16 protein-coding genes and 1 pseudogene are annotated in these 18,397 nt (G+C 69.0%); 9 read left to right on the top strand and 8 right to left on the bottom strand.

The features are described from left to right. Nucleotides 1–168 precede the first annotated feature (168 nt). Nucleotides 169–432 carry a 30S ribosomal protein S15 gene (rpsO, locus tag QM708_RS14890; protein WP_415110244.1) on the bottom strand — a complete coding sequence of 88 codons (264 nt, stop codon included), beginning with the start codon at nucleotides 430–432 and terminating at the stop codon, nucleotides 169–171. Nucleotides 433–639: 207 nt separating this feature from the next. Between rpsO and QM708_RS14885 the strand changes: the two genes are divergently transcribed. From QM708_RS14885 to QM708_RS14870, 4 genes are all read left to right on the top strand, one after another. Beyond that, on the top strand, nucleotides 640–1,836 hold the full coding sequence (locus QM708_RS14885) for an NAD(P) transhydrogenase subunit alpha (RefSeq protein WP_415110241.1): 1,197 nt from the start codon (nucleotides 640–642) through the stop codon (nucleotides 1,834–1,836). Further along, nucleotides 1,833–2,129 (top strand): NAD(P) transhydrogenase subunit alpha, encoded by a 297-nt coding sequence (locus QM708_RS14880; RefSeq protein WP_415110238.1) that lies wholly within the window; start codon nucleotides 1,833–1,835, stop codon nucleotides 2,127–2,129. Before QM708_RS14885 ends, QM708_RS14880 begins: the two co-directional genes overlap by 4 nt. 3 nt (nucleotides 2,130–2,132) lie before the next feature. Continuing rightward, on the top strand, nucleotides 2,133–3,536 hold the full coding sequence (locus tag QM708_RS14875) for an NAD(P)(+) transhydrogenase (Re/Si-specific) subunit beta (protein WP_415110235.1): 1,404 nt from the start codon (nucleotides 2,133–2,135) through the stop codon (nucleotides 3,534–3,536). A 121-nt stretch (nucleotides 3,537–3,657) separates the two neighbouring features. Next, the gene (locus QM708_RS14870) at nucleotides 3,658–4,155 is read left to right on the top strand and encodes a GNAT family N-acetyltransferase (RefSeq protein WP_415110232.1); all 498 of its coding nucleotides are present in this window, start codon (nucleotides 3,658–3,660) and stop codon (nucleotides 4,153–4,155) included. Nucleotides 4,156–4,354: 199 nt separating this feature from the next. Here the strand turns inward: QM708_RS14870 and QM708_RS14865 are convergent, their stop codons facing one another. From QM708_RS14865 to QM708_RS14850, 4 genes are all read right to left on the bottom strand, one after another. Then, nucleotides 4,355–5,329: a bifunctional riboflavin kinase/FAD synthetase gene (locus QM708_RS14865; protein ID WP_415110229.1), complete on the bottom strand. Its 975-nt coding sequence runs from the start codon at nucleotides 5,327–5,329 to the stop codon at nucleotides 4,355–4,357. 185 nt (nucleotides 5,330–5,514) lie between these two features. Continuing rightward, entirely contained in the window at nucleotides 5,515–6,417 is a 903-nt protein-coding gene (gene truB, locus QM708_RS14860; protein WP_415110226.1) for a tRNA pseudouridine(55) synthase TruB, read from the bottom strand. Nucleotides 6,418–6,421: 4 nt separating this feature from the next. Further along, nucleotides 6,422–6,859 (bottom strand): 30S ribosome-binding factor RbfA, encoded by a 438-nt coding sequence (rbfA, locus tag QM708_RS14855; RefSeq protein WP_415110223.1) that lies wholly within the window; start codon nucleotides 6,857–6,859, stop codon nucleotides 6,422–6,424. A gap of 294 nt (nucleotides 6,860–7,153) precedes the next feature. Continuing rightward, nucleotides 7,154–7,975, bottom strand: a complete 822-nt coding sequence (locus tag QM708_RS14850) for a hypothetical protein (RefSeq protein WP_415110220.1) — start codon at nucleotides 7,973–7,975, stop codon at nucleotides 7,154–7,156. A 313-nt stretch (nucleotides 7,976–8,288) separates the two neighbouring features. On the opposite strand from QM708_RS14850, the gene QM708_RS14845 reads away from it, so the two are divergent. Together QM708_RS14845 and QM708_RS14840 are read left to right on the top strand one after the other, a co-directional pair. Next, nucleotides 8,289–8,639 (top strand): GntR family transcriptional regulator, encoded by a 351-nt coding sequence (locus QM708_RS14845; protein ID WP_415110218.1) that lies wholly within the window; start codon nucleotides 8,289–8,291, stop codon nucleotides 8,637–8,639. Continuing rightward, nucleotides 8,636–9,682, top strand: coding sequence for a DUF1648 domain-containing protein (locus tag QM708_RS14840; RefSeq protein WP_415110215.1), 1,047 nt, complete (start codon nucleotides 8,636–8,638; stop codon nucleotides 9,680–9,682). Before QM708_RS14845 ends, QM708_RS14840 begins: the two co-directional genes overlap by 4 nt. Nucleotides 9,683–10,984: 1,302 nt before the next feature. Here QM708_RS14840 and infB read toward each other — a convergent pair. Together infB and QM708_RS14830 are read right to left on the bottom strand one after the other, a co-directional pair. Beyond that, nucleotides 10,985–13,930, bottom strand: coding sequence for a translation initiation factor IF-2 (gene infB / locus QM708_RS14835; RefSeq protein ID WP_415110212.1), 2,946 nt, complete (start codon nucleotides 13,928–13,930; stop codon nucleotides 10,985–10,987). A 136-nt stretch (nucleotides 13,931–14,066) separates the two neighbouring features. Further along, nucleotides 14,067–14,384, bottom strand: coding sequence for a YlxR family protein (locus QM708_RS14830; RefSeq protein ID WP_415110210.1), 318 nt, complete (start codon nucleotides 14,382–14,384; stop codon nucleotides 14,067–14,069). 130 nt (nucleotides 14,385–14,514) lie between these two features. Between QM708_RS14830 and QM708_RS14825 the strand changes: the two genes are divergently transcribed. From QM708_RS14825 to QM708_RS14815, 3 genes are all read left to right on the top strand, one after another. Continuing rightward, complete coding sequence (locus QM708_RS14825; RefSeq protein ID WP_415110207.1) at nucleotides 14,515–14,952, top strand: DUF485 domain-containing protein; 438 nt, start codon at nucleotides 14,515–14,517, stop codon at nucleotides 14,950–14,952. Next, nucleotides 14,949–16,571, top strand: a complete 1,623-nt coding sequence (locus QM708_RS14820; RefSeq protein WP_415110204.1) for a cation acetate symporter — start codon at nucleotides 14,949–14,951, stop codon at nucleotides 16,569–16,571. Before QM708_RS14825 ends, QM708_RS14820 begins: the two co-directional genes overlap by 4 nt. 158 nt (nucleotides 16,572–16,729) lie before the next feature. After that, complete coding sequence (locus tag QM708_RS14815; protein WP_415110201.1) at nucleotides 16,730–17,338, top strand: hypothetical protein; 609 nt, start codon at nucleotides 16,730–16,732, stop codon at nucleotides 17,336–17,338. Between the two features lie 91 nt (nucleotides 17,339–17,429). Here the strand turns inward: QM708_RS14815 and nusA are convergent. Next, nucleotides 17,430–18,397 (bottom strand): annotated as a pseudogene (nusA, locus tag QM708_RS14810) (transcription termination factor NusA).

The following is an 18,397-nucleotide window of genomic DNA, read 5'->3' as shown; positions in this document are numbered from 1 at the left end:
GTAGGCCACTACCGAGGACCGACGAGCGCGGGCCAGGTGAGCGGTGGTCTGTTACTTGTTCAGTTGTCCGGCGCGGACGCACTCGCGTCCGGGACCGATTCTACCGGTTCGGGTACACCTCAAGGGGATGGCCGCTGGGCCACCCCCTTGAGTGTCAAGCCGGTTCCGTCAACGGCGCAGGCCGAGACGGGCGATCAGCGAGCGGTAGTGCTCGATGTCCTGCTCCGCAACGTAGTTGAGCAGGCGGCGGCGCTGGCCGACCATCAGCATGAGGCCACGACGGCTGTGGTGGTCCCCCTTGTGCTGCTTCAGGTGTTCGGTCAGGTGCGCGATCCGCTTGCTCAGCAGAGCGATCTGGACGTCGGGAGAGCCCGTGTCGCCCGGCTTGGTCGCGTACTCTTCGATGATCTGCTTCTTCGTCGCTGCATCCATGCGCTTCTCCTTCGATCCGTTGCGCGGTGCCGTTCCCGAGATGGACGGCTCTCTTGTTCCGCGGGCGTCCTGACGCCGACCGACCACTTTACCCGAGCACGAAGGCCGTCCCCAAATCGGCCGGCCCTCTGCCGTGCCGTCCGGCCTGGTCGGCCCACGAAAACGACGGCGGGTAGTACTGTGGCGGCAAGACCCTAAGGAGTGCCCGTGAGCGTCGTGATCGGTGTTCCCGCGAGTGCGGAACACGAAACCCGGTCCCCCATCATCGGTGACGTCGTCAAGAAACTCGCCGCCCTCGGCGCCCGCGTGCTGGTGCAGCGCGGCGCGACCGACCGCGCCTTCATCACGCCCGAATCTCTCGGTGAGGTCGACTGGGCCGACACCTCGGCCGAGGTGATCGCCGGCAGCGACATCGTGTGGACCGTCGGCCCGCTGTCGGCCTCCGACGAGGAGGCGCTGCGGCCCGGCCAGATCCTCGTCGGCATGCTGGCACCATGGTCGGACGCCGCACGCGCCGTGTCGCTGGCCGAGCGCGGCGTCACCGCGTTCGCCCTCGAACTGCTGCCCCGCATCTCGCGGGCACAGAGCATGGACGTGCTGACCAGCCAGGGATCGGCGTCCGGCTACCAGTGCGTGCTGCTCGCCGCCGCGCGCGCGCCCAAGTTCTTCCCGATGATCACCTACGCGGCCGGCACCATCCGGCCCAGCCGCGTGCTGGTGATCGGCGCCGGTGTCGCCGGCCTGCAGGCGATCGCGACCGCGAAGCGGCTCGGCGCCATGGTGCAGGGCTACGACGTCCGCCCCGAGACCCGCGAACAGGTCGAGTCGCTGGGCGCCAAGTTCGTCGACACCGGCGTCCACGCCGTCGGTGAGGGCGGCTACGCCCGCGAGCTCACCGACGACGAGCGCACCCAACAGGCCGCGGCCTTGGCGAAGGCCGTGGCGGAGGCCGACGTGCTGATCACCACCGCGGCCGTCCCCGGACGCCGGGCGCCGCAGATCATCACCCGCAGCATGGTCGAGGCCATGAAGCCCGGCTCGGTCGTGATCGACATGGCCGCCGAGGGCGGCGGGAACGTCGAGGGAACGGTCGCCGGCAAGGACGTACGCATCGGCGGCGCCCGCGTCGCCGGCCCGGTCAACCTGCCCGCGCGGATGCCGGTGCACTGCTCGGAGATGTTCGCCAAGAACCTGTTCAACTTCACCGCGCCGATGATCACCGACGGCGCGCTCGCGCTCGATTGGTCAGACGAGGTGATCGCGGGCACCGCGTTCACCCGCGACGGCCAGGTCGTCCACCCGGTCGTCGCGCAGGTCCTCGGGCTGTCCGCGCCGCGGCCCACGGCGTCCGGCGCGGCCGAAACGGACGCCGATTCCACCGATGCCGAGGAGCCCTCCGCATGACCGATCTGCTGTATCTGTACATCTTCGTGCTGGCGGCCTTCGTCGGCTACGAGGTGATCTCCCGCGTGCCGGTGATCCTGCACACGCCCCTCATGTCGGGCTCCAACTTCGTCCACGGCGTCGTGCTGGTCGGCTCGATGTGGGCCCTCGCGCACGCCGAGACCCCGCTGCAGCTGACGCTGGGCTTCCTGGCCGTCCTGCTCGGCGCCGCCAACGCGGCCGGCGGCTATGTGGTCACCGAACGCATGCTAGGCATGTTCGCCGCCAAGTCGGACGCCAAGAAGGGAGCCTGAGCCATGCTGAGCTGGCTGATCAACGGCGCCTACCTCGTCGTCGCCATCTTGTTCATCCTCGGCCTGAAGGCGATGAGTTCGCCCAAGACCGCCCGCCAGGGCATCGCCTGGGCCGGACTGGGCATGGTGCTGGCCACCGCCGTCACCTTCCTGATCCCCGGCCACGACGGCGGCCTGGCCTTCTTCGCCCCAGGCAAGAGCATCAACCTGATCCTGTGCGTCATCGCACTCGCGCTCGGCGGCGGCATCGCCGCCTGGCTCGGCAAGGTGGTCAAGATGACCGACATGCCGCAGATGGTGGCGGTCTACAACGGCATGGGCGGCGGCGCCGCGGCGCTGATCGCGGCCGTCGAATTCTCCTCCGCCGAGCCCCCGACCGGGACGCACGCCGTCCTCGCCATGATCGGCGCCCTGATCGGCTGCGTCGCCTTCTCGGGCTCGGTACTCGCCTTCGCGAAGCTGCAGGGCATCATGAAGAAGGCCGTCCGCTGGCCGGTGCAGAATCTCGGCAACGTCGTGCACACGCTGATCACCCTCGCCCTCGGCGTCGCGATCGTGGTCGCCGGGCCGCACCCGGTGCTGGTGATCGCCTTCTTCGCAATGGCGCTCATCCTCGGCCTGGCGCTGACCAGCCCGATCGGCGGGGCGGACATGCCGGTCGTCATCTCGCTGCTGAACGCCTTCACCGGCCTCGCCGTCGGCCTGGAAGGCTACGTGCTCGGCAACCCGGCGCTGATCATCGCCGGCATCGTCGTCGGCGCCGCCGGCACCTTGCTCACCCAGCTGATGGCCAAGGCGATGAACCGTCCGCTGAGCAACGTGCTGTTCGCGCCGATCACCGGCGAGGCGCAGGCGGACGGGGCGATCGAGGGTTCCATGAAGGAGTGCTCGTCGATGGACGCCGCCGCCATGATGCGCTACGCCGAGCACGTCATCATCGTGCCCGGCTACGGCATGGCCGTCGCCGGCGCCCAGCACAAGGTCTACGAAATGACGAAACTGCTGGAGGCCGAGGGCGTCCAGGTCAGCTTCGCGATCCATCCCGTGGCCGGCCGGATGCCCGGCCACATGAACGTGCTGCTGGCCGAGGCAGGCGTCCCCTACGACCAGATCTTCGACCTCGACGAGATCAACGCCGACTTCCCGCTCGCGGACGTCGCACTGGTCATCGGCGCCAACGACGTGGTCAACCCGGTGGCCCGCACCGATAAGTCCAGCCCCATCTACGGCATGCCGATCCTGGACGCCGACAAGGCCCGTCAGTGCATCGTGATCAAACGCGGGCGCGGTGCCGGCTACTCGGGCATCGAGAACGCGCTCTTCTACGCCGACAACACCACCATGCTGTACGGCTCGGCACAGCAGGCGGTCGCCGACGTCATCACCCATGTCAAGGAACTCAGCTGACGGGCCACAGGTCCCGGCGTGAACCAACCAATCCCCGAAGGGCGAGACGAACTTGAGTTTCCACAGTTCTCGGACAGACTGAACGTGAACCATTCCAGTGAGCTGCAACGAGGAGAAGGACATGCCTGAGGCAACGAAGACCCACACTGTTGAGGCACGTCTCGCGACCGCTGACGACCTTCCCGCGCTGATCGCCAACGAGACCAGCCGCACCAAGGGGCTGTCGGCGGAGTACCTGGCCGAGCAGGAGCGCGGCGACTTCTACGTGGTCGTCGGCCTGATCGACGGCGAGATCGGCGGCCGCGCCATCCTCGACTGCCGCGACGACGGCGAGACGCTGGTTCCCGAGATGCGGCTGCTGTGGGTGTTCCCGCACGCCCGCCGCAAGGGCCTGGGCGTGGCGATGACCGCCGCGCTGGAAGACCTGGCCCGCGATCTCGGCTACCGCGAGATCTTCCTGGGTGTCTCGCCGGAGAATCCCGCGGCGATTCCGCTCTACGTCGAACTCGGCTACGCGCCGACCGGCGAGCACCGCGCCGCCGTCAACGTCTCGGTGCTCGACACCGACGCCGAGCCGCCGATGGAAGCCGTCTTCCAGAAGTCGCTCGTGGTGCGCTGATCCACGATCGCTAACAGTGAAGGCGCCCGGTCCCTTGAGGTCGGGCGCTTTCGTGTTGGGTGATCATTCGGGTGCTCGAACTCGCCGAATCGGGAAACGACCGCTCCCGGAGAGCCAGCGTCTTCGCGTGGGTGGAGCTGCCGTCGTCCAGGACGACGGCAGGCTTCAGGCGTCTTCTCTTGGGTAGAGATTCCGGGACTCAGCGGGCGGCGTCCGCCAGCACCCGGCGGGTCTCGGCGACATCGGCGTCCATCTGTTCGATGAGCGCCTCAATGCCGTCGAAGCGCACCTGGCCGCGGATGCGCGCGACGAAGTCGACCGCGATCGGGGCGTCGTAGAGCTCCAGGTCGGTGCGGTCGAGCACGAAGCTCTCCACGCGCTGGTCGGCGCCGTCGAAGGTCGGGTTGGTGCCGACCGAGATCGCGGCCGGCCAGGCGGGTGCGGCCGCGCCGCCGGGCAGCGGGTTGCCGTGACCGTCGCGGCCGTCCAGGCGGGTCACCCAGCCCGCGTACACGCCGTCGGCGGGGCAGGCATAGCCGTGCGGCACCGGCAGATTGGCGGTCGGGAAGCCGAGTTCGCGGCCGCGGTGATCGCCGTGACACACGATGCCGCTGAAGCGGAACGGGCGGCCCAGCATGGCGGCGGCGCGCTCGACATCGCCGTCGGTGAGCGCCGCGCGGACGGCACTGCTGCAGGTCTCCTCGTCGCGGACGTGCACCAGCGGCAGCGCGGTGACCGCGAACCGGCCCTCGCCCAGTTCGGCCAGCGTGGCGACCGAGCCGGACGCCTTGTGCCCGAAGCGGAAGTTCTCCCCCACCACGATGCGCGCCGGGCGCAACGGGATCAAGAACCGGTCGACGAACTCGGCCGGGCTGAGCTGGGACAGCTCGCGGGTGAACTCGATCACCCGGACGTCGTCCGCTCCGGCCTCGCGCAACAGCGCGACCCGATCGTCGAGATTCGTCAGCAGCTTCGGGCCGCCGTCGGGACGCACCACGGACGCGGGATGCGGCCAGAACGTCACCACGATCAGCGGAAGGCCGGGCTCCGCCGCGCGCGCTTCCGCCAGCACCTTGCGGTGCCCCGGGTGCACCCCGTCGAAGTTGCCGATGACAACAACCGACTCACTCACGTGTTCCTCTCCCCGGTCGACCGCCGCGGAACACCCTACCAACCCTCACGGACCGTTCCCCACGCACACTCCGGCATGAAAGCGGCCGTCTCGCTCGCACCATCCCGCACGGGTCCGGCACGAAAGCCGGCCATCTCACTCACACCTTCCCCACTCCCAGCGCCGGCATGAAGGCCGCCCGCGCGATCGCTCGCACCATCCCCACTCCGGCGGCGAGGCGCTGCGGTTCAGACGAGCACCGCAACCGGGACGCTCCCCCCGGTACTCCCGGGCTTGTAGAGCGCCAGCAGACGTCCGTCGTGGGTGAGGGCCGTCGGGTCGGCGGGCACGTCCCGCGCCAAGGCGCGGCCGTAACCGATGTCGGACGCTTCGGCGGCGTCCACCTCGACGGTGGCGAAGGCGAGCGGGGCGATCTCGGCGAGACCGAACGTCGGGAACTCGAACAGCTCACCTTGCTGCAGCTGCGGCAAGTGGCCGTCCCAGCTGGCGTGCTCCACGCCGAACGGGCCGACCCGGGTGCGGCGCAGCCCGGTGAGGTGCCCGCCCACGCCGAGCGCGGTGCCGAGGTCGCGGGCGAGCGCACGGATGTAGGTGCCCGAGCTGCAGTCGACCACGACGTCGAGGTCAACGACGGTGACGCCGTCGGCGGAGGTCTCGCGCACGTCGCGCACGTCGAAGCGGCTCACGGTCACCTCGCGGGCGGCCAGTGCAACGTCCTCGCCGCGGCGGGCCAGCGCGTAGGCACACTGGCCGTTGACCTTGATCGCCGACACCGTCGAAGGCACCTGCTGGATGGTGCCGGTGAGAGCCGCTACTTCGTTGGCCAGGCGGGGCCCCACCTCGCGCAGGGTGGCCCCCGGAGCATCGGTCACCTCGCCATCGGCGTCATCGGTGTTGGTGGCGACGCCGAGGCGAATGGTGGCCTGGTAGGTCTTGGTAGTCAGCGTGAGATGACCCAGCAGGCGCGTGCCGCGTCCGACCCCCAGCACCAGAACGCCGGTCGCCATCGGATCGAGCGTGCCGGCATGCCCGATCTTCTTGGTGCCCAGCGCACGCCGAGCGCGCGCCACCACCTGGTGGCTGGTGATGCCCGCGGGCTTGTCGACCACCACCAACGCAGAGAGGGTCACCCGGTCAGTCCTCGGCCTCGGCGTCCTCGCGGGCCGGCTTGTACGGATCAGCCTCACCGGCGTAGGTCGCGCCCTGGGCGCGGCTGGCGACATCGGCATCCTTGGCGCGCGCCTTGGCGAGCAGCTCCTCCATTTCGGCGGCCACCTCGGGCACCGCGTCCAGCACGAAGTCGATCGTCGGGGTGAACTTCATGCCGAGTTGCTTGCCGACCGTCGAGCGGATCAGCCCGTTCGCCGAGGCCAGCGCCGCCGCCGTGCCAGCGCGCTCGTCGTCACCACCCATCACCGTGTAGAACACCGTCGCCTCGCGGCCGTCGCCGGTGATGCGCACGTCGGTGACGGTGACGAAGCCAAGCCGGGGGTCCTTGATCCGTCGTTCGAGCATGCCGGCGACGATCACCTTGATCTGCTCGGCGACCTTGATGTACCGCGGGTTCCCCATGGCATGCTCCTTCGAATCGTGCGGACGGCAAGAGGCCAGATTACCGGGTCTCACGCCCGCCGCCGTCCTCCTGGCCACCGTGCAGGTCGGGCGGTCGTGGCTGGATCCGCGGTAAATCACTTCACTCAATCCGGCGAGGCTCCTCAAAACATCAGTGGGACGGCACTTTTCGCGCCGCTCGGGATTTCGAGTGAAGTGATTTACTCTCGCGCCCGGCGACACTCCTGCGGATCCGCTCACCGCGCCCCCATCTCCGGCCGGCCCTGGCACCCAGCCGAGCTTCCTCGTCATCTCTCAGGCGAGATTGTGGGCGATTTCTTCGTAGCGACGGGTGGCCAGTTCGCTCGGCCGCCCCTTGGCGCAGAACGAGAGCGTGGCAAGCTTCGGCACCACGCGCTCGACGACGATCTGACCGTCGATGGTCCTGGAGGTCAGCGCCTCATACGCTTCGAGGAAGCGGGGATCGGTGCGAGCCGTCTCGTAGAACGACAGCACGTACACCCAGTAGAACAGGTTGTAGCTGCGGAACGGATACTCGACCTGCATGAACAAGGTACCGATCCCGTAGTGGCACGGCCCGATCGGAGCCTTGACCGCCCAATGCTCCAGCAGGAACTCCACGGCGCCGTTCAGCGTGTCGTCCGTGGCGAGGCGCCGGCTCGACCGGAAGGCGTCGAGTGCCTGCAAGGTCGGGAGCGGATTCGAGTGCTCCGTTTCAGGACCGCGGCCATAGGAGAACTTGTTGCATCGCCACCCCGCGCCCTTCCAGCGTGAGGCGAGCAGATGATCCAGCGTGGCCTGCACCCGCGGATCATCTGCCAGCCCGGCACGGCAGAGCACCTGCGCGGCGGCCGTGGTGTGGCACGGCAGGATGCCGCCGGTGGGGCAGAGCTTGAACCGGCCATCTTCTCGCCAGGCATCAAAGATCAATCCGAGCGCCTCGCTCACCTCCGGGGCATCCGGGAAGAGCCCGAGTTCAAGGAGGTAGTTGACGCACTCGATGGTGCTGAACGGCGCTCCTTTGAGCAGCCGGCGGTCTGGGGTGGTCCAGTGGTCGCCGCCCTGATCAAAGCGGTGCGAAAGGATCGCCTCGACGTCCGCCGAATAGTCGTTCATGCGGTGGTCCTCTCGGGACAGTCAACGGTGCCCTGCCCGGCGCCGCACCGTCGCCTCATCCGGTGTTCAGCCTACTCGCGCGCTACTCCCCGGACACCCTCAACTCCGGTCACGGCCTGGGGCTCGACATCGGGATCGGCGATCGTCACGCCTGGTCGAGCGAAGCATGCGGACAAAACGTACTGCTCAATCGACCGAGCGCCACCCAGACATCAGTGGGACTGAGGATGCCGCACGTTGAGCGGCACGATTTTCCCAGGCGAGCGCCGACACCTCTACCCCATGACCAACTTGTTCTAGTTATACTAGATCTATGCTCTGGCGGATTGATCCCTCGCTCCCGGCGCCGCTGTTCGAACAGCTCGCCGCGACCGTGCGGGGCGCGGTGATCTCGGGGGCGCTACGGCCCGGCGATCGCCTGCCGCCCGCGCGCGAGCTCGCGACCTCACTCGATGTCAACATGCACACGGTGCTGCGCGCCTACCAGGTGGTGCGCGACGAGGGAATCATCGAGTTGAGGCGAGGCCGGGGGGCGGTGGTCATCGGTGAACCGGACTCAAGCCGCCTGCGTGGCCTCGTGCGCGAGGTAATCGCCGAAGCCGGACGCCACGGCCTCGGTCTCGACGACATCGTCGGGTTGCTCAGGAAGCAGGCCATCTCATGACTCCGCTCGCCGCCGCCGGGCCTGCTCGGCCTCGCCGGCTTCTTCCCTGGTTCGTGGCGTTGGCTGTGGTCTGGTGTGCCGCGATGGCGTTCCTGCCGTGGGCCACCATCCAGGTGTTCCGGGATTCCCTTCCCTCCCAGGTTGCCGTGCATTGGGGCGCGGACGGCCTGCCCGACCAGTTCGAGCCGGTCGAGGGCACCTGGGTCTTTTCAGCCGTGCTGACCAGCACGCAGACCGTGTGTTTCCTGGCGTTCGGGGCGGCGATTCGCCAACTCCGCGCCACGGCATCCACCGTCGCAGGAATGGCCACCTTCCTCGGCGTCCTGAACTCCACCACGCTCTATGGACAAACCACGGCCCTGACCCAATCCGAGATCATCGGTATCTCCGTCGCGAGCGCGTGCGTCACTAGCGTGGTCGTCGGCGCCCTGTTCGGCCTGGCGATGTACAAGCTCGCGGTCGAGCCTCGCGCAACGCGCGCGCCCGGAAGCGTGCCACCCGCGTCCGCACGGCTCGCCGCTGCTGACGGTGGCCGCATCGCGTGGATCGGGCGCCCTCGTTCGGGGCCTGGTTCGCGGGTGATCGCCTGGCTCGGATTCGTCCCGATGGCCGTGATGAGCCTGATCGAGGTCGCCTACCGCCAGTGGTTGATGGCAGGAATCCTCGCGGCGATCGGCGTCGCGCTGGTACTGGTGGTGGACGCCACCCTGCGCGCCACCGTCGTGATCGACGCCTCCGGCGTCCGAGTCCGAGGCCTTGGGCTGATCACCATGACCACCATCCCGATGAGCACGATCGAGTCCGCGGAGGTCACCCAGGTGCGCTCGGGCGACTTCGGCGGACTCGGCCTGAGATCAAGGATCGACACCGACGGCAGCGCCGGTCTGGTGACTGCGTCCGGCGAAGCGGTCCAGATCAACCGCGCGGGCACCGGCCCGTTCTTCATCACGATGAGCCCCGCCGCCGAAGTCGCCGCCACCCTCAACACCCTGATCGCCCGCGACGACGCCACTCACTCGGATCCCACCCGCCACTCCGGGTAGACGAGATTACTCCCGCACAGAGAAGACGGGGACAGAGCAGCAGCTTGGTCACTACGACACCCCCGGTGGACGAGATCACCCCCGCCACAACGGCCTGAGGCGCGCACGCACGTCATCGCCGGGTACATCGCAGGTCGCCTGCCGGAAACGTCACACGAATCGACGCGCAAGAGCGCCCACCGCCCGATTCCTGTGACATTCCCGGCATTCGCGTCCCGCGTCCCGCGCCCCGCGTCGAGCCGTTAGCTCCACGGAGCATTGGCTTCGTGGTCAAGCTCGGGAAGTCGTGCTCGAGCGCATGTTGCAGCATGCGCGCGGCGACAATTCGGTCCGCGACGTGACGGAGCCTACGCGCCGTCACTCCCACCAGGGACGCCCACGCCCAACCGGCGACGCTCGTCAGCACACACGCGGGCCAAAGCGAGTACCGGAGGCCGCCCTGCGCAGTCGGGCACTTCAACTCAGACGTTCCACCGAGCGTGCGCTCCGTTACCCAACAAGGGACGCCGCCCACGCCGTCCGACGATGCTCGTCGGCACACGCACGGGTCAAAGGTGAGCCGGGGACCGGCTTGTGCAGTCTGGTGCTGCAATTCAGACGCTCTGGGGTATGAGATGCAGCACCAGCCCGCACACGCGCTTCCTCCCGATCACGCAGCGAGCACCTGTTACGCGCAGTGGACGACGGGCAGCGTTGCCGATGCCGGCTCACTTCGGCGGCGCGACGCGCCCGCAGGGCACCGATCTGCGGCGGACCCTGGGCAGCGATGCATCCTGTTCTGCGTCAACGCGATCAACCTGGTCAACGGGCGCTGATCTGCGGCGGACGGTGGGCAGCGGTACGGATGCCGGCTCACACTTCCGCACGACGCGTCTTCACGCGCGGCCGCCCTTCACGCCCAACGCAACCACCACCGACAACACCACCGGGAAACCGAGTGCGGCGCGGCGGTGCCCGGTGGGGGCGTGGCGGGCATAAAGGCCGCGATGCGCTCGCGCATCGCTGGCCCTGGGCGGGACCGGGCACCGCCGCGCCGCACGCGACCATCCAGGAAAACCACACCACAACCCAAACCCGGACTCGGGCCGACCCAAAGGCGCGACCGCGCCGCACGTGACCACCCAGGCAGCCCCGACCACTGCACCGACGGAAGCGGACCAACGCCGGCGCGAGGCCGGGCACCACCGCGCTGCACGCGACCATTCAGGAAACTCGACCACCGCGCCGTCCGCCACACGAAGCAGGCCGGCAAACGAAAGGGGCGGGACGCCTCAGCGTCCCGCCCCTAACGAACTCACGAACTCAGTCGCGCGGCTTCTCGACCATCTCGTAGGTCTCGATGATGTCGCCGTTCTTGATGTCGGAGTAGTTGTGCAGGGTCAGACCGCACTCGTACCCTTCGCGCACATCGGTGACATCGTCCTTCTCGCGACGCAGCGACGCGATGGAGGTCTCGGAGACGACCACCCCGTCACGCAGCAGGCGCGCCTTGGCGTTCCGCTTGATGTGACCATCGAGCACCATGCAGCCGGCGATGGTGCCGAACTTGGAGCTGCGGAAGATCTCGCGGATCTCGGCCTGGCCCATCGTCTTCTCTTCGAAGATCGGCTTGAGCATGCCCTTGAGGGCTGCTTCCACTTCGTCGATGGCCGCGTAGATGACCGAGTAGTAGCGGATGTCGACGCCTTCGGAGTCGGCCAGCTGGGTCGCCTTGCCCTGCGGGCGGACGTTGTAGCCGATGATGACGGCATCGGAGGCCGCGGCCAGCGAGACGTTCGTCTCGGTGATCGCACCCACGCCACGGTCGATGACGCGCAGCGACACCTCGTCGCCGACCTCGATCTTGGCCAGCGAATCCTCCAGGGCCTCCACCGAACCGGCCGAGTCGCCCTTCAGGATGAGGCGCAGTTCCTGCGTCTCGCCCTTCTCGAGCTGCTCGAACAGCTGGTCGAGCGTCTTGCGACGCGTCGTCTTGGCCAGCATGGCGGCGCGCTGACGGGCTTCGCGCTTGTCAGCGATCTGGCGAGCCATCCGGTCGTCCTCGACGACCAGGAAGTTGTCGCCGGCGCCGGGCACCGAGGTGAGACCGAGCACCTGCACGGGCATCGACGGCGGAGCGAAGTCCACGGTTTCGCCCATGTCGTTGATCATGGCGCGGACGCGGCCGTGAGCCGAGCCGGCCACGATCGAGTCGCCGGTGTGCAGCGTGCCGCGGTGCACCAGGACGGTGGCCACCGGGCCGCGGCCCTTGTCGAGGTGCGCCTCGATCGCCACGCCCTGGGCGGGCATGTCGGGGTTGGCGCGCAGGTCGAGGGAGGCGTCCGCCGTGAGCACGATGGCTTCGAGCAGATTGTCCAGGCCCTCGCGGGTGACCGCGGACACGTCGACGAACATGGTGTCGCCGCCGTATTCCTCGGGGATCAGCCCGTACTCGGTGAGCTCACCGCGCACCTTGACCGGGTCGGCCGCCGGCTTGTCGATCTTGTTGACCGCGACCACGATCGGCACGTCGGCCGCCTGGGCGTGGTTGAGCGCTTCGATCGTCTGAGGCATCACACCGTCGTCGGCCGCGACCACGAGCACCGCGATGTCGGTCGACTTGGCACCGCGGGCACGCATGGCGGTGAACGCCTCGTGGCCCGGGGTGTCGATGAAGGTGATCTTGCGCTCGTCGTCGCCGACCTCGGTGCTCACCTGGTAGGCACCGATCGCCTGGGTGATGCCGCCGGCCTCCTTGGCCACCACGTTGGTGTGGCGCAGGGCGTCCAGCAGCTTGGTCTTGCCGTGGTCGACGTGACCCATCACGGTGACCACCGGCGGACGCGACGCGAGGTCGTCCTCGTCACCGAGGTCTTCGCCGAACTCCAGGTCGAAGGATTCGAGCAGCTCACGATCCTCGTCCTCGGGGCTGACCACCTCGATGTCGTAGTTGAGCTCGGCACCCAGCACCTGCAGGGTGTCGTCGGCCACCGACTGGGTCGCGTTGACCATCTCGCCCAGGTGGAACAGCACCTGCACCAGCGATGCCGGTTCGACGCCGATCTTCTCGGCCAGGTCGGTCAGCGAGGCACCGCGGCGCAGGCGGACCTTCTGGCCGTCACCCTGCCTGATCCGGACGCCACCGATCGTCGGGGCCTCCATCTGGTCGAACTCTGCGCGACGCGCCTTCTTGCTCTTGCGGCCACGGCGCGCGGGACCCCCCGCACGACCGAACGCACCCTGGGTGCCGCCACCCGCGCGACCACCACGGCCACGGCCACCGCCGCCACCGATCGGGCCGGAGGGGCCACCGCCCATGCCGGGACGGCCACCGCCGCCACCGGGACGCCCGCGGCCGGGACCACCCGCGCCGCCGGGACGCGCAGGACGCGCGCCGACCGGGGTGAGCTGGTTGGACGCCTGCTTCGGCATCATGGCGGGGTTGGGACGCGGCATACCGCCGGTACCCCCCGGACGCGGCATGCGCGGCGCGCCACCTTCAGCACCGGGGCGCGGGCCGGGACGCCCGGGCGCACCGGGACGGCCGGGCGCACCCTGACCATCGGGACGCGGACGACGCACGCCCATGCCCTGCGAGGACGCGAACGGGTTGTTGCCCGGACGCGGCGCACCACCGGGGCGGCGCTGGCCGCCCTGGCCGGGCAGTCCGCCGGTGCCTCCGGGACGCGGCGCACCCGGGCGCGGCGCACCCGGACGAGGCCCGGGAGCGGGAGCACCAGGACGCGGCGCCCCGCCGGGCGTGCCGGCACGCGGACCCGGTGCGGGAGCGGCCGGGCGAGGCCCGGGAGCGGGAGCACCAGGACGCGGAGCGGGAGCCGGAGCGCCGGACCGCGGTGCCGCAGCGCCGGGCTGGACCACCGGAGCGGCGGGCTGGGCCACCGGAGCGGCGGGCTGCGGCGCGGTAGGCGCCTTGACCACTGGCGCACTGGGCACCGGTGCAGGTGCGCTCGGGCGCGGACCCGGCGCGGGGCGCGGGCCCGGTGCCGGGCGCTGTTGCGCGGGCGCGGACGGAACCGGCGCGCCGGGGCGCGGGGCGGGCGCCGACGGGCGCGGCGCCTGCGAAGTCTGGGGTGCCGACGGTGCGGACGGGCCGCCCTTCAGCTTTTCGGTGAGCCGTCGCACGACGGGCGGCTCGATGGTCGAGGACGCCGAGCGAACGAACTCGCCCATGTCTTTGAGGATCGACAGAACCTCTTTGCTCTCGAGTCCGAACTCCTTGGCGAGTTCATAGACGCGGACTTTGGCCACAACACTCCTTCAGGCCCGCGTCACGCGCGGACCAGTTACTTGTAGATGCTCATTTCTGGGGACTCATCGAGTGGTCATGAGCGATTGCCCACCTTCTGGTCGTGTTCGCGCACAGCACGCGAAGCGCACGAAGAGTCTACTCCGAGGGCGCATGATTTGCCCAAGCGGACGCCGGTGAGTCGACCTGCGCGAGGACATCCTTCAGTCCCGCAACGTCCGCCGAGCCCAGGCGCAGCGCACGGGGGACGGCCCGCCGCCTCCATGCCAGCCCTCCACAGCCCGGATGCATCCACGCACCCCGACCGGGCGCCGTCCGGCTGATCACGAACCCCGACGGGCCCCACGCCACCCGCAACAAGGCGTCTTGTTGGTCACGGTTTCGACAACCCACACACGTCCTGATCGGCACCCGCCTAGCGTAGTGGGCGACAACTCGGCCGATCGTGCGAGACATCCGGCGGACGCCTTGACCGAACTGTTACTCGACGTGGAGTATCTCGATGTTGAGATTCTCGGCGACGTGTCCTATCTTTCAAGAACTCGGAGCCGATGATGGCCCCGCCGGCCGCGTGAGGAGCGCTGCGATGTCGCACAATCCCGACCTGCGTCCACCCGAGGGGTGGACCGACGAGACCGAATTCCACCTGCCTGATGACCACTGGCCACTGCCGGAACTGGTCCACACCGAAAAGCCGCACCAGGCGCCGTCCACGGCCGCCTTCCTCGCGGTCGCCCAGACCCCGGAGTACACCAACCTCCGCTCCGGCTTCCGCCGGTTCGCCTTCCCGATGACGGTGGCGGGCCTGGTGTCGTACTTCACCTACGTCCTGCTGTCGATTTACGCGGTCGGCTTCATGTCGACACCGGCCATCGGCGCCATCAACGTCGGCACCCTGCTCGGCCTGGCGCAGTTCGCGGTCACCTACCTGTGGACGGCGGCCTACGTCCGCTTCGCCAACGCCAAGCTCGACCCCACCGCCCACGCCCTCAAGGCCCGTCTTGAGCAAGGAGCGACGTCATGACCCTCCTGGAAGCCGCCCAGTACGGCAATCCGGCCATCAACGTCGGCGTCTTCGCCCTGTTCGTGGCCGCCACCCTCGGCATCGTCATCGCGGTCACCCGGCAGAAGTCGAAGGCGTCCGACTTCTACACCGGTGGCGCCGCCTTCTCAGGCCGCCAAAACGGCCTGGCCATCACCGGCGACTACCTATCGGCCGCCGCCTTCCTCGGCGTGACCGGCGCCATCGCCCTGTACGGCTACGACGGCCTGCTGTATTCGGTCGGCTTCTTCGTCGCCTGGATCGTCGCGCTGTTCCTGGTCGCCGAGCCACTGCGCAACACCGGCAAGTACACGATGGCGGACGTGCTCAGCTTCCGGATGAACCAGAAGCCGGTCCGCACCGCCGCCGCCACCTCGACCCTGGTCATCTCGTTCGTCTACCTGCTGGCCCAGATGGCCGGCGCGGGTGGTCTGGTCGCGCTGCTGCTCGGCGTGTCGGACCGCACCATGCAGTCGCTGGTGATCGGGCTGGTCGGTGCGCTCATGGTCGTCTACGTGCTGATCGGCGGCATGAAGGGCACCACCTGGGTGCAGATGATCAAGGCCGTCCTGCTGGTCGGCGGTGCGGCGATCATGGCGGCGCTGGTGCTGTTCGGCTCCGGCTTCAACCTCTCCGGTCTGCTGGCCGGAGCACAGGCCGCAGCTCTCGATCCGGCCATCGGCAACGGCAAAGACCTGCTCGTGCCGATGCAGCAGTACGGCGCGAACGAGTTCACCAAGCTGTCCTTCCTGTCACTGTCGATCGCCCTGGTCGGCGGGCCGTCCGGCCTGCCGCACGTGCTGATGCGCTTCTACACGGTGCCCACCGCGAAGGAAGCCCGCCGCTCCGCGGTGTGGGCCATCGCCCTCATCGGCATCTTCTTCCTGATCACCTTGGTGCTCGGGATGGGCGCGGCCCAACTCGTCGGTCAGAAGGCGATTCTGGCCGCACCCGGCGGCGCCAACGCGGCGGCTCCGCTTCTCGCGCTGCACCTGGGCGGGGAGATCTTCATGGGCATCATCTCCGGTGTCGCGTTCGCCACGATCCTCGCGGTCGTCGCGGGTCTCACCATCACGGCGTCCGCCTCGTTCGCCCACGACGTGTACAACTCGATCCTCAAGAACGGCAGCGCCGATCCCGAGCAAGAGGTCAAGGTCGCCCGGATCACATCGGTGGTCATCGGCATCCTGGCCATCATCGGCGGCATCTTCGCCAACGGCCAGAACATCGCGTTCCTGATCTCGCTCGCCTTCGCGGTGGCGGCCTCGGCGAACCTGCCCTCGATCCTGTACACGATGTACTGGCGCCGGTTCAACACCCGCGGCTCGGTCTGGTCGATCTACACCGGCCTGATCAGCTCGGTGGTGCTGATCGTGTTCTCCCCCTCCATCTCGGGTTCGAAGTCGGCGATGCTGGGCGAGGCGATCAACTTCGCCTGGTTCCCGCTCACCAACCCGGCGCTGATCTCGGTTCCGCTGGCCTTCCTGGCCGGCTGGCTGGGCACGATCACCTCACCGGTGCGGGGCGATGAGGAACTCGCCGTCGAGATGGAGGTGCGCTCGATGACCGGCGCGGGCGCGGGCGAGGCCATCGCCCACTGACGGACGCCTACGCGTTCCTCGCTTTTGTCCGGACGGCAGGCTCCTTCGGGGGCCGGCCGTTCGCCGTACTTTCACAGCGTCATGACAGCCCCGGCGCAGCACGTTGCCAGCTGTGGACGGCGCAATGGTGGTCAGAGACGACCACCGAAAGGAACACCATGAAGACCAGTCACAAGATCGGCCTGGGCCTCGGCACCGGCGCGCTCGTGCTCACCGGCGCGGCGGGGTTCGCCGCCGTCGCGCAGGCGGCCGACCCCACCGCCTCGCCCACGCCGGCGGCGTCCGGCACCGAGGGCCAAGCCTCGGGAGGCCAGACCAAGGACCGCCCGGACGGCCGCGGCAAGCACGGCGCGCGCGGCGGCAAGAGCGAGGTCAGCGCGGCGAAGCTCGCCGAGAAGCTGGGGCTGGACGAGGCGAAGGTCTCCGAGGCGCTGAAGACGGCGCGAGAGATCCTGCGTCCGGAGAAGAAGACCGACGCCGGCCAGGAGGCGGGCTCCACCGGCAATGGGGGCTCCGGATCCACGAAGCCGTCCCGGGCGGACCGCCAGGCCGCGCTCGCCCAGGCGCTCGCCTCCGCCCTCGGCGTCGATGAGGCGAAAGTGACCGAGGCGCTCACGGCGATTGCTGATGAGCAGAAGGCTGCCCGCGCGGCCGAACTGCAGACCCGCCTCGACGAGGCGGTCACCGCCGGCACCCTGACTCAGGCCGAGGCGGACGCGGTCACGAAGGCCGTGGACGCCGGCGTGATCGGGGGTGGTCGCCGCTGACCGACACCCCTCAACCCACCGGTGCCCCGCTCCCTTTTCGGGGGCGGGGCACCGTCATGTGGAACCGCGGTTCAGACCCTGGGTTCTGAGATCAGGCCTGGGTGTCGGGGCGGATGTCGATCCGCCAGCCGGTCAGGCGCGCGGCGAGGCGGGCGTTCTGGCCCTCCCGTCCGATCGCCAGGCTCAACTGGTAGTCGGGCACGATCACCCGGGCGGCCTTGGCGAACTGGTCGGTGACCGTCACCGAACTCACCTTCGCCGGGCTGAGCGCCTCGGCGACGAACTGCGCGCCGTCCTCGGAATAGTCGACGATGTCGATCTTCTCCCCGCCCAGCTCGTTCATGATCGCGCGCACCCGCTGGCCCATCGGGCCGATGCAGGCGCCCTTGGCCGACACGTTCGCATCGTTGCTCTTCACCGCGATCTTGGTGCGAAGCCGGCCTCACGCGCGAGCGCCTTGATCTCGACGACGCCGGAGGCGATTTCGGGCACCTCCAGCTTGAACAGCCGCTGCACCAGGTTGGGGTGCGTGCGCGAGACCACCACCTGCGGACCCTTGGGTTCGCGGCGGACGGCGACCACGTACACCTTGAGGCGCTGACCGTGGCCGTAATGCTCGTTGGGCACCTGCTCGGCCGGCGGCATGATCGCCTCCAGCGGGCCCAGGTCGACACGCACCGTCTTGGAGTCGCGATCGGCCTGGATCACGCCGGTGACGATGTCGCCCTCCTTCGCGGAGAAATGGCCGAACTTCTGCTCGTCCTCGGCCTCGCGCAGCCGCTGCACGATCACCTGGCGGGCGGTCGCGGCGGCCACCCGCCCGAAGCCGGCCGGAGTGTCGGCGTACCAGCCGACGATCTCGCCCTCGTCGTCGCGCTCGGGGGCCATCACGGAGAAGGTTCCGGTCTTGGTGTCGAGTTCGACGCGGGCGCCGCGCACGTGCTGCGGGCTCTTCTCGTAGGCGTTGAGGATCGCCTCCTCCATGGCGGCCACCAGCACCGCCATCGGAATGTCCTTGTCGCGCTCCAGGGCGCGCAGGGCCGCCATATCGATGTCCAT

Origin of the sequence: Propioniciclava sp. (genome assembly GCF_047602245.1) — a bacterium.
Taxonomy (GTDB): domain Bacteria; phylum Actinomycetota; class Actinomycetes; order Propionibacteriales; family Propionibacteriaceae; genus Propioniciclava.
The sequence above is the reverse complement of the archived record's forward strand: the minus strand, read 5'-3'. Positions and strand labels throughout refer to the sequence as shown.

What these genes read in the sequence shown, in the direction of transcription:
- rpsO (WP_415110244.1), bottom strand. Translation starts at nt 432, where the DNA reads ATGGATGCAGCGACGAAGAAGCAGATCATCGAAGAGTACGCGACCAAG.
- QM708_RS14880 (WP_415110238.1), top strand. Translation starts at nt 1,833, where the DNA reads ATGACCGATCTGCTGTATCTGTACATCTTCGTGCTGGCGGCCTTCGTC.
- QM708_RS14875 (WP_415110235.1), top strand. Translation starts at nt 2,133, where the DNA reads ATGCTGAGCTGGCTGATCAACGGCGCCTACCTCGTCGTCGCCATCTTG.
- QM708_RS14870 (WP_415110232.1), top strand. Translation starts at nt 3,658, where the DNA reads ATGCCTGAGGCAACGAAGACCCACACTGTTGAGGCACGTCTCGCGACC.
- rbfA (WP_415110223.1), bottom strand. Translation starts at nt 6,859, where the DNA reads ATGGGGAACCCGCGGTACATCAAGGTCGCCGAGCAGATCAAGGTGATC.
- QM708_RS14850 (WP_415110220.1), bottom strand. Translation starts at nt 7,975, where the DNA reads ATGAACGACTATTCGGCGGACGTCGAGGCGATCCTTTCGCACCGCTTT.
- QM708_RS14845 (WP_415110218.1), top strand. Translation starts at nt 8,289, where the DNA reads ATGCTCTGGCGGATTGATCCCTCGCTCCCGGCGCCGCTGTTCGAACAG.
- QM708_RS14840 (WP_415110215.1), top strand. Translation starts at nt 8,636, where the DNA reads ATGACTCCGCTCGCCGCCGCCGGGCCTGCTCGGCCTCGCCGGCTTCTT.
- QM708_RS14830 (WP_415110210.1), bottom strand. Translation starts at nt 14,384, where the DNA reads ATGTCTCGCACGATCGGCCGAGTTGTCGCCCACTACGCTAGGCGGGTG.
- QM708_RS14825 (WP_415110207.1), top strand. Translation starts at nt 14,515, where the DNA reads ATGTCGCACAATCCCGACCTGCGTCCACCCGAGGGGTGGACCGACGAG.
- QM708_RS14820 (WP_415110204.1), top strand. Translation starts at nt 14,949, where the DNA reads ATGACCCTCCTGGAAGCCGCCCAGTACGGCAATCCGGCCATCAACGTC.
- QM708_RS14815 (WP_415110201.1), top strand. Translation starts at nt 16,730, where the DNA reads ATGAAGACCAGTCACAAGATCGGCCTGGGCCTCGGCACCGGCGCGCTC.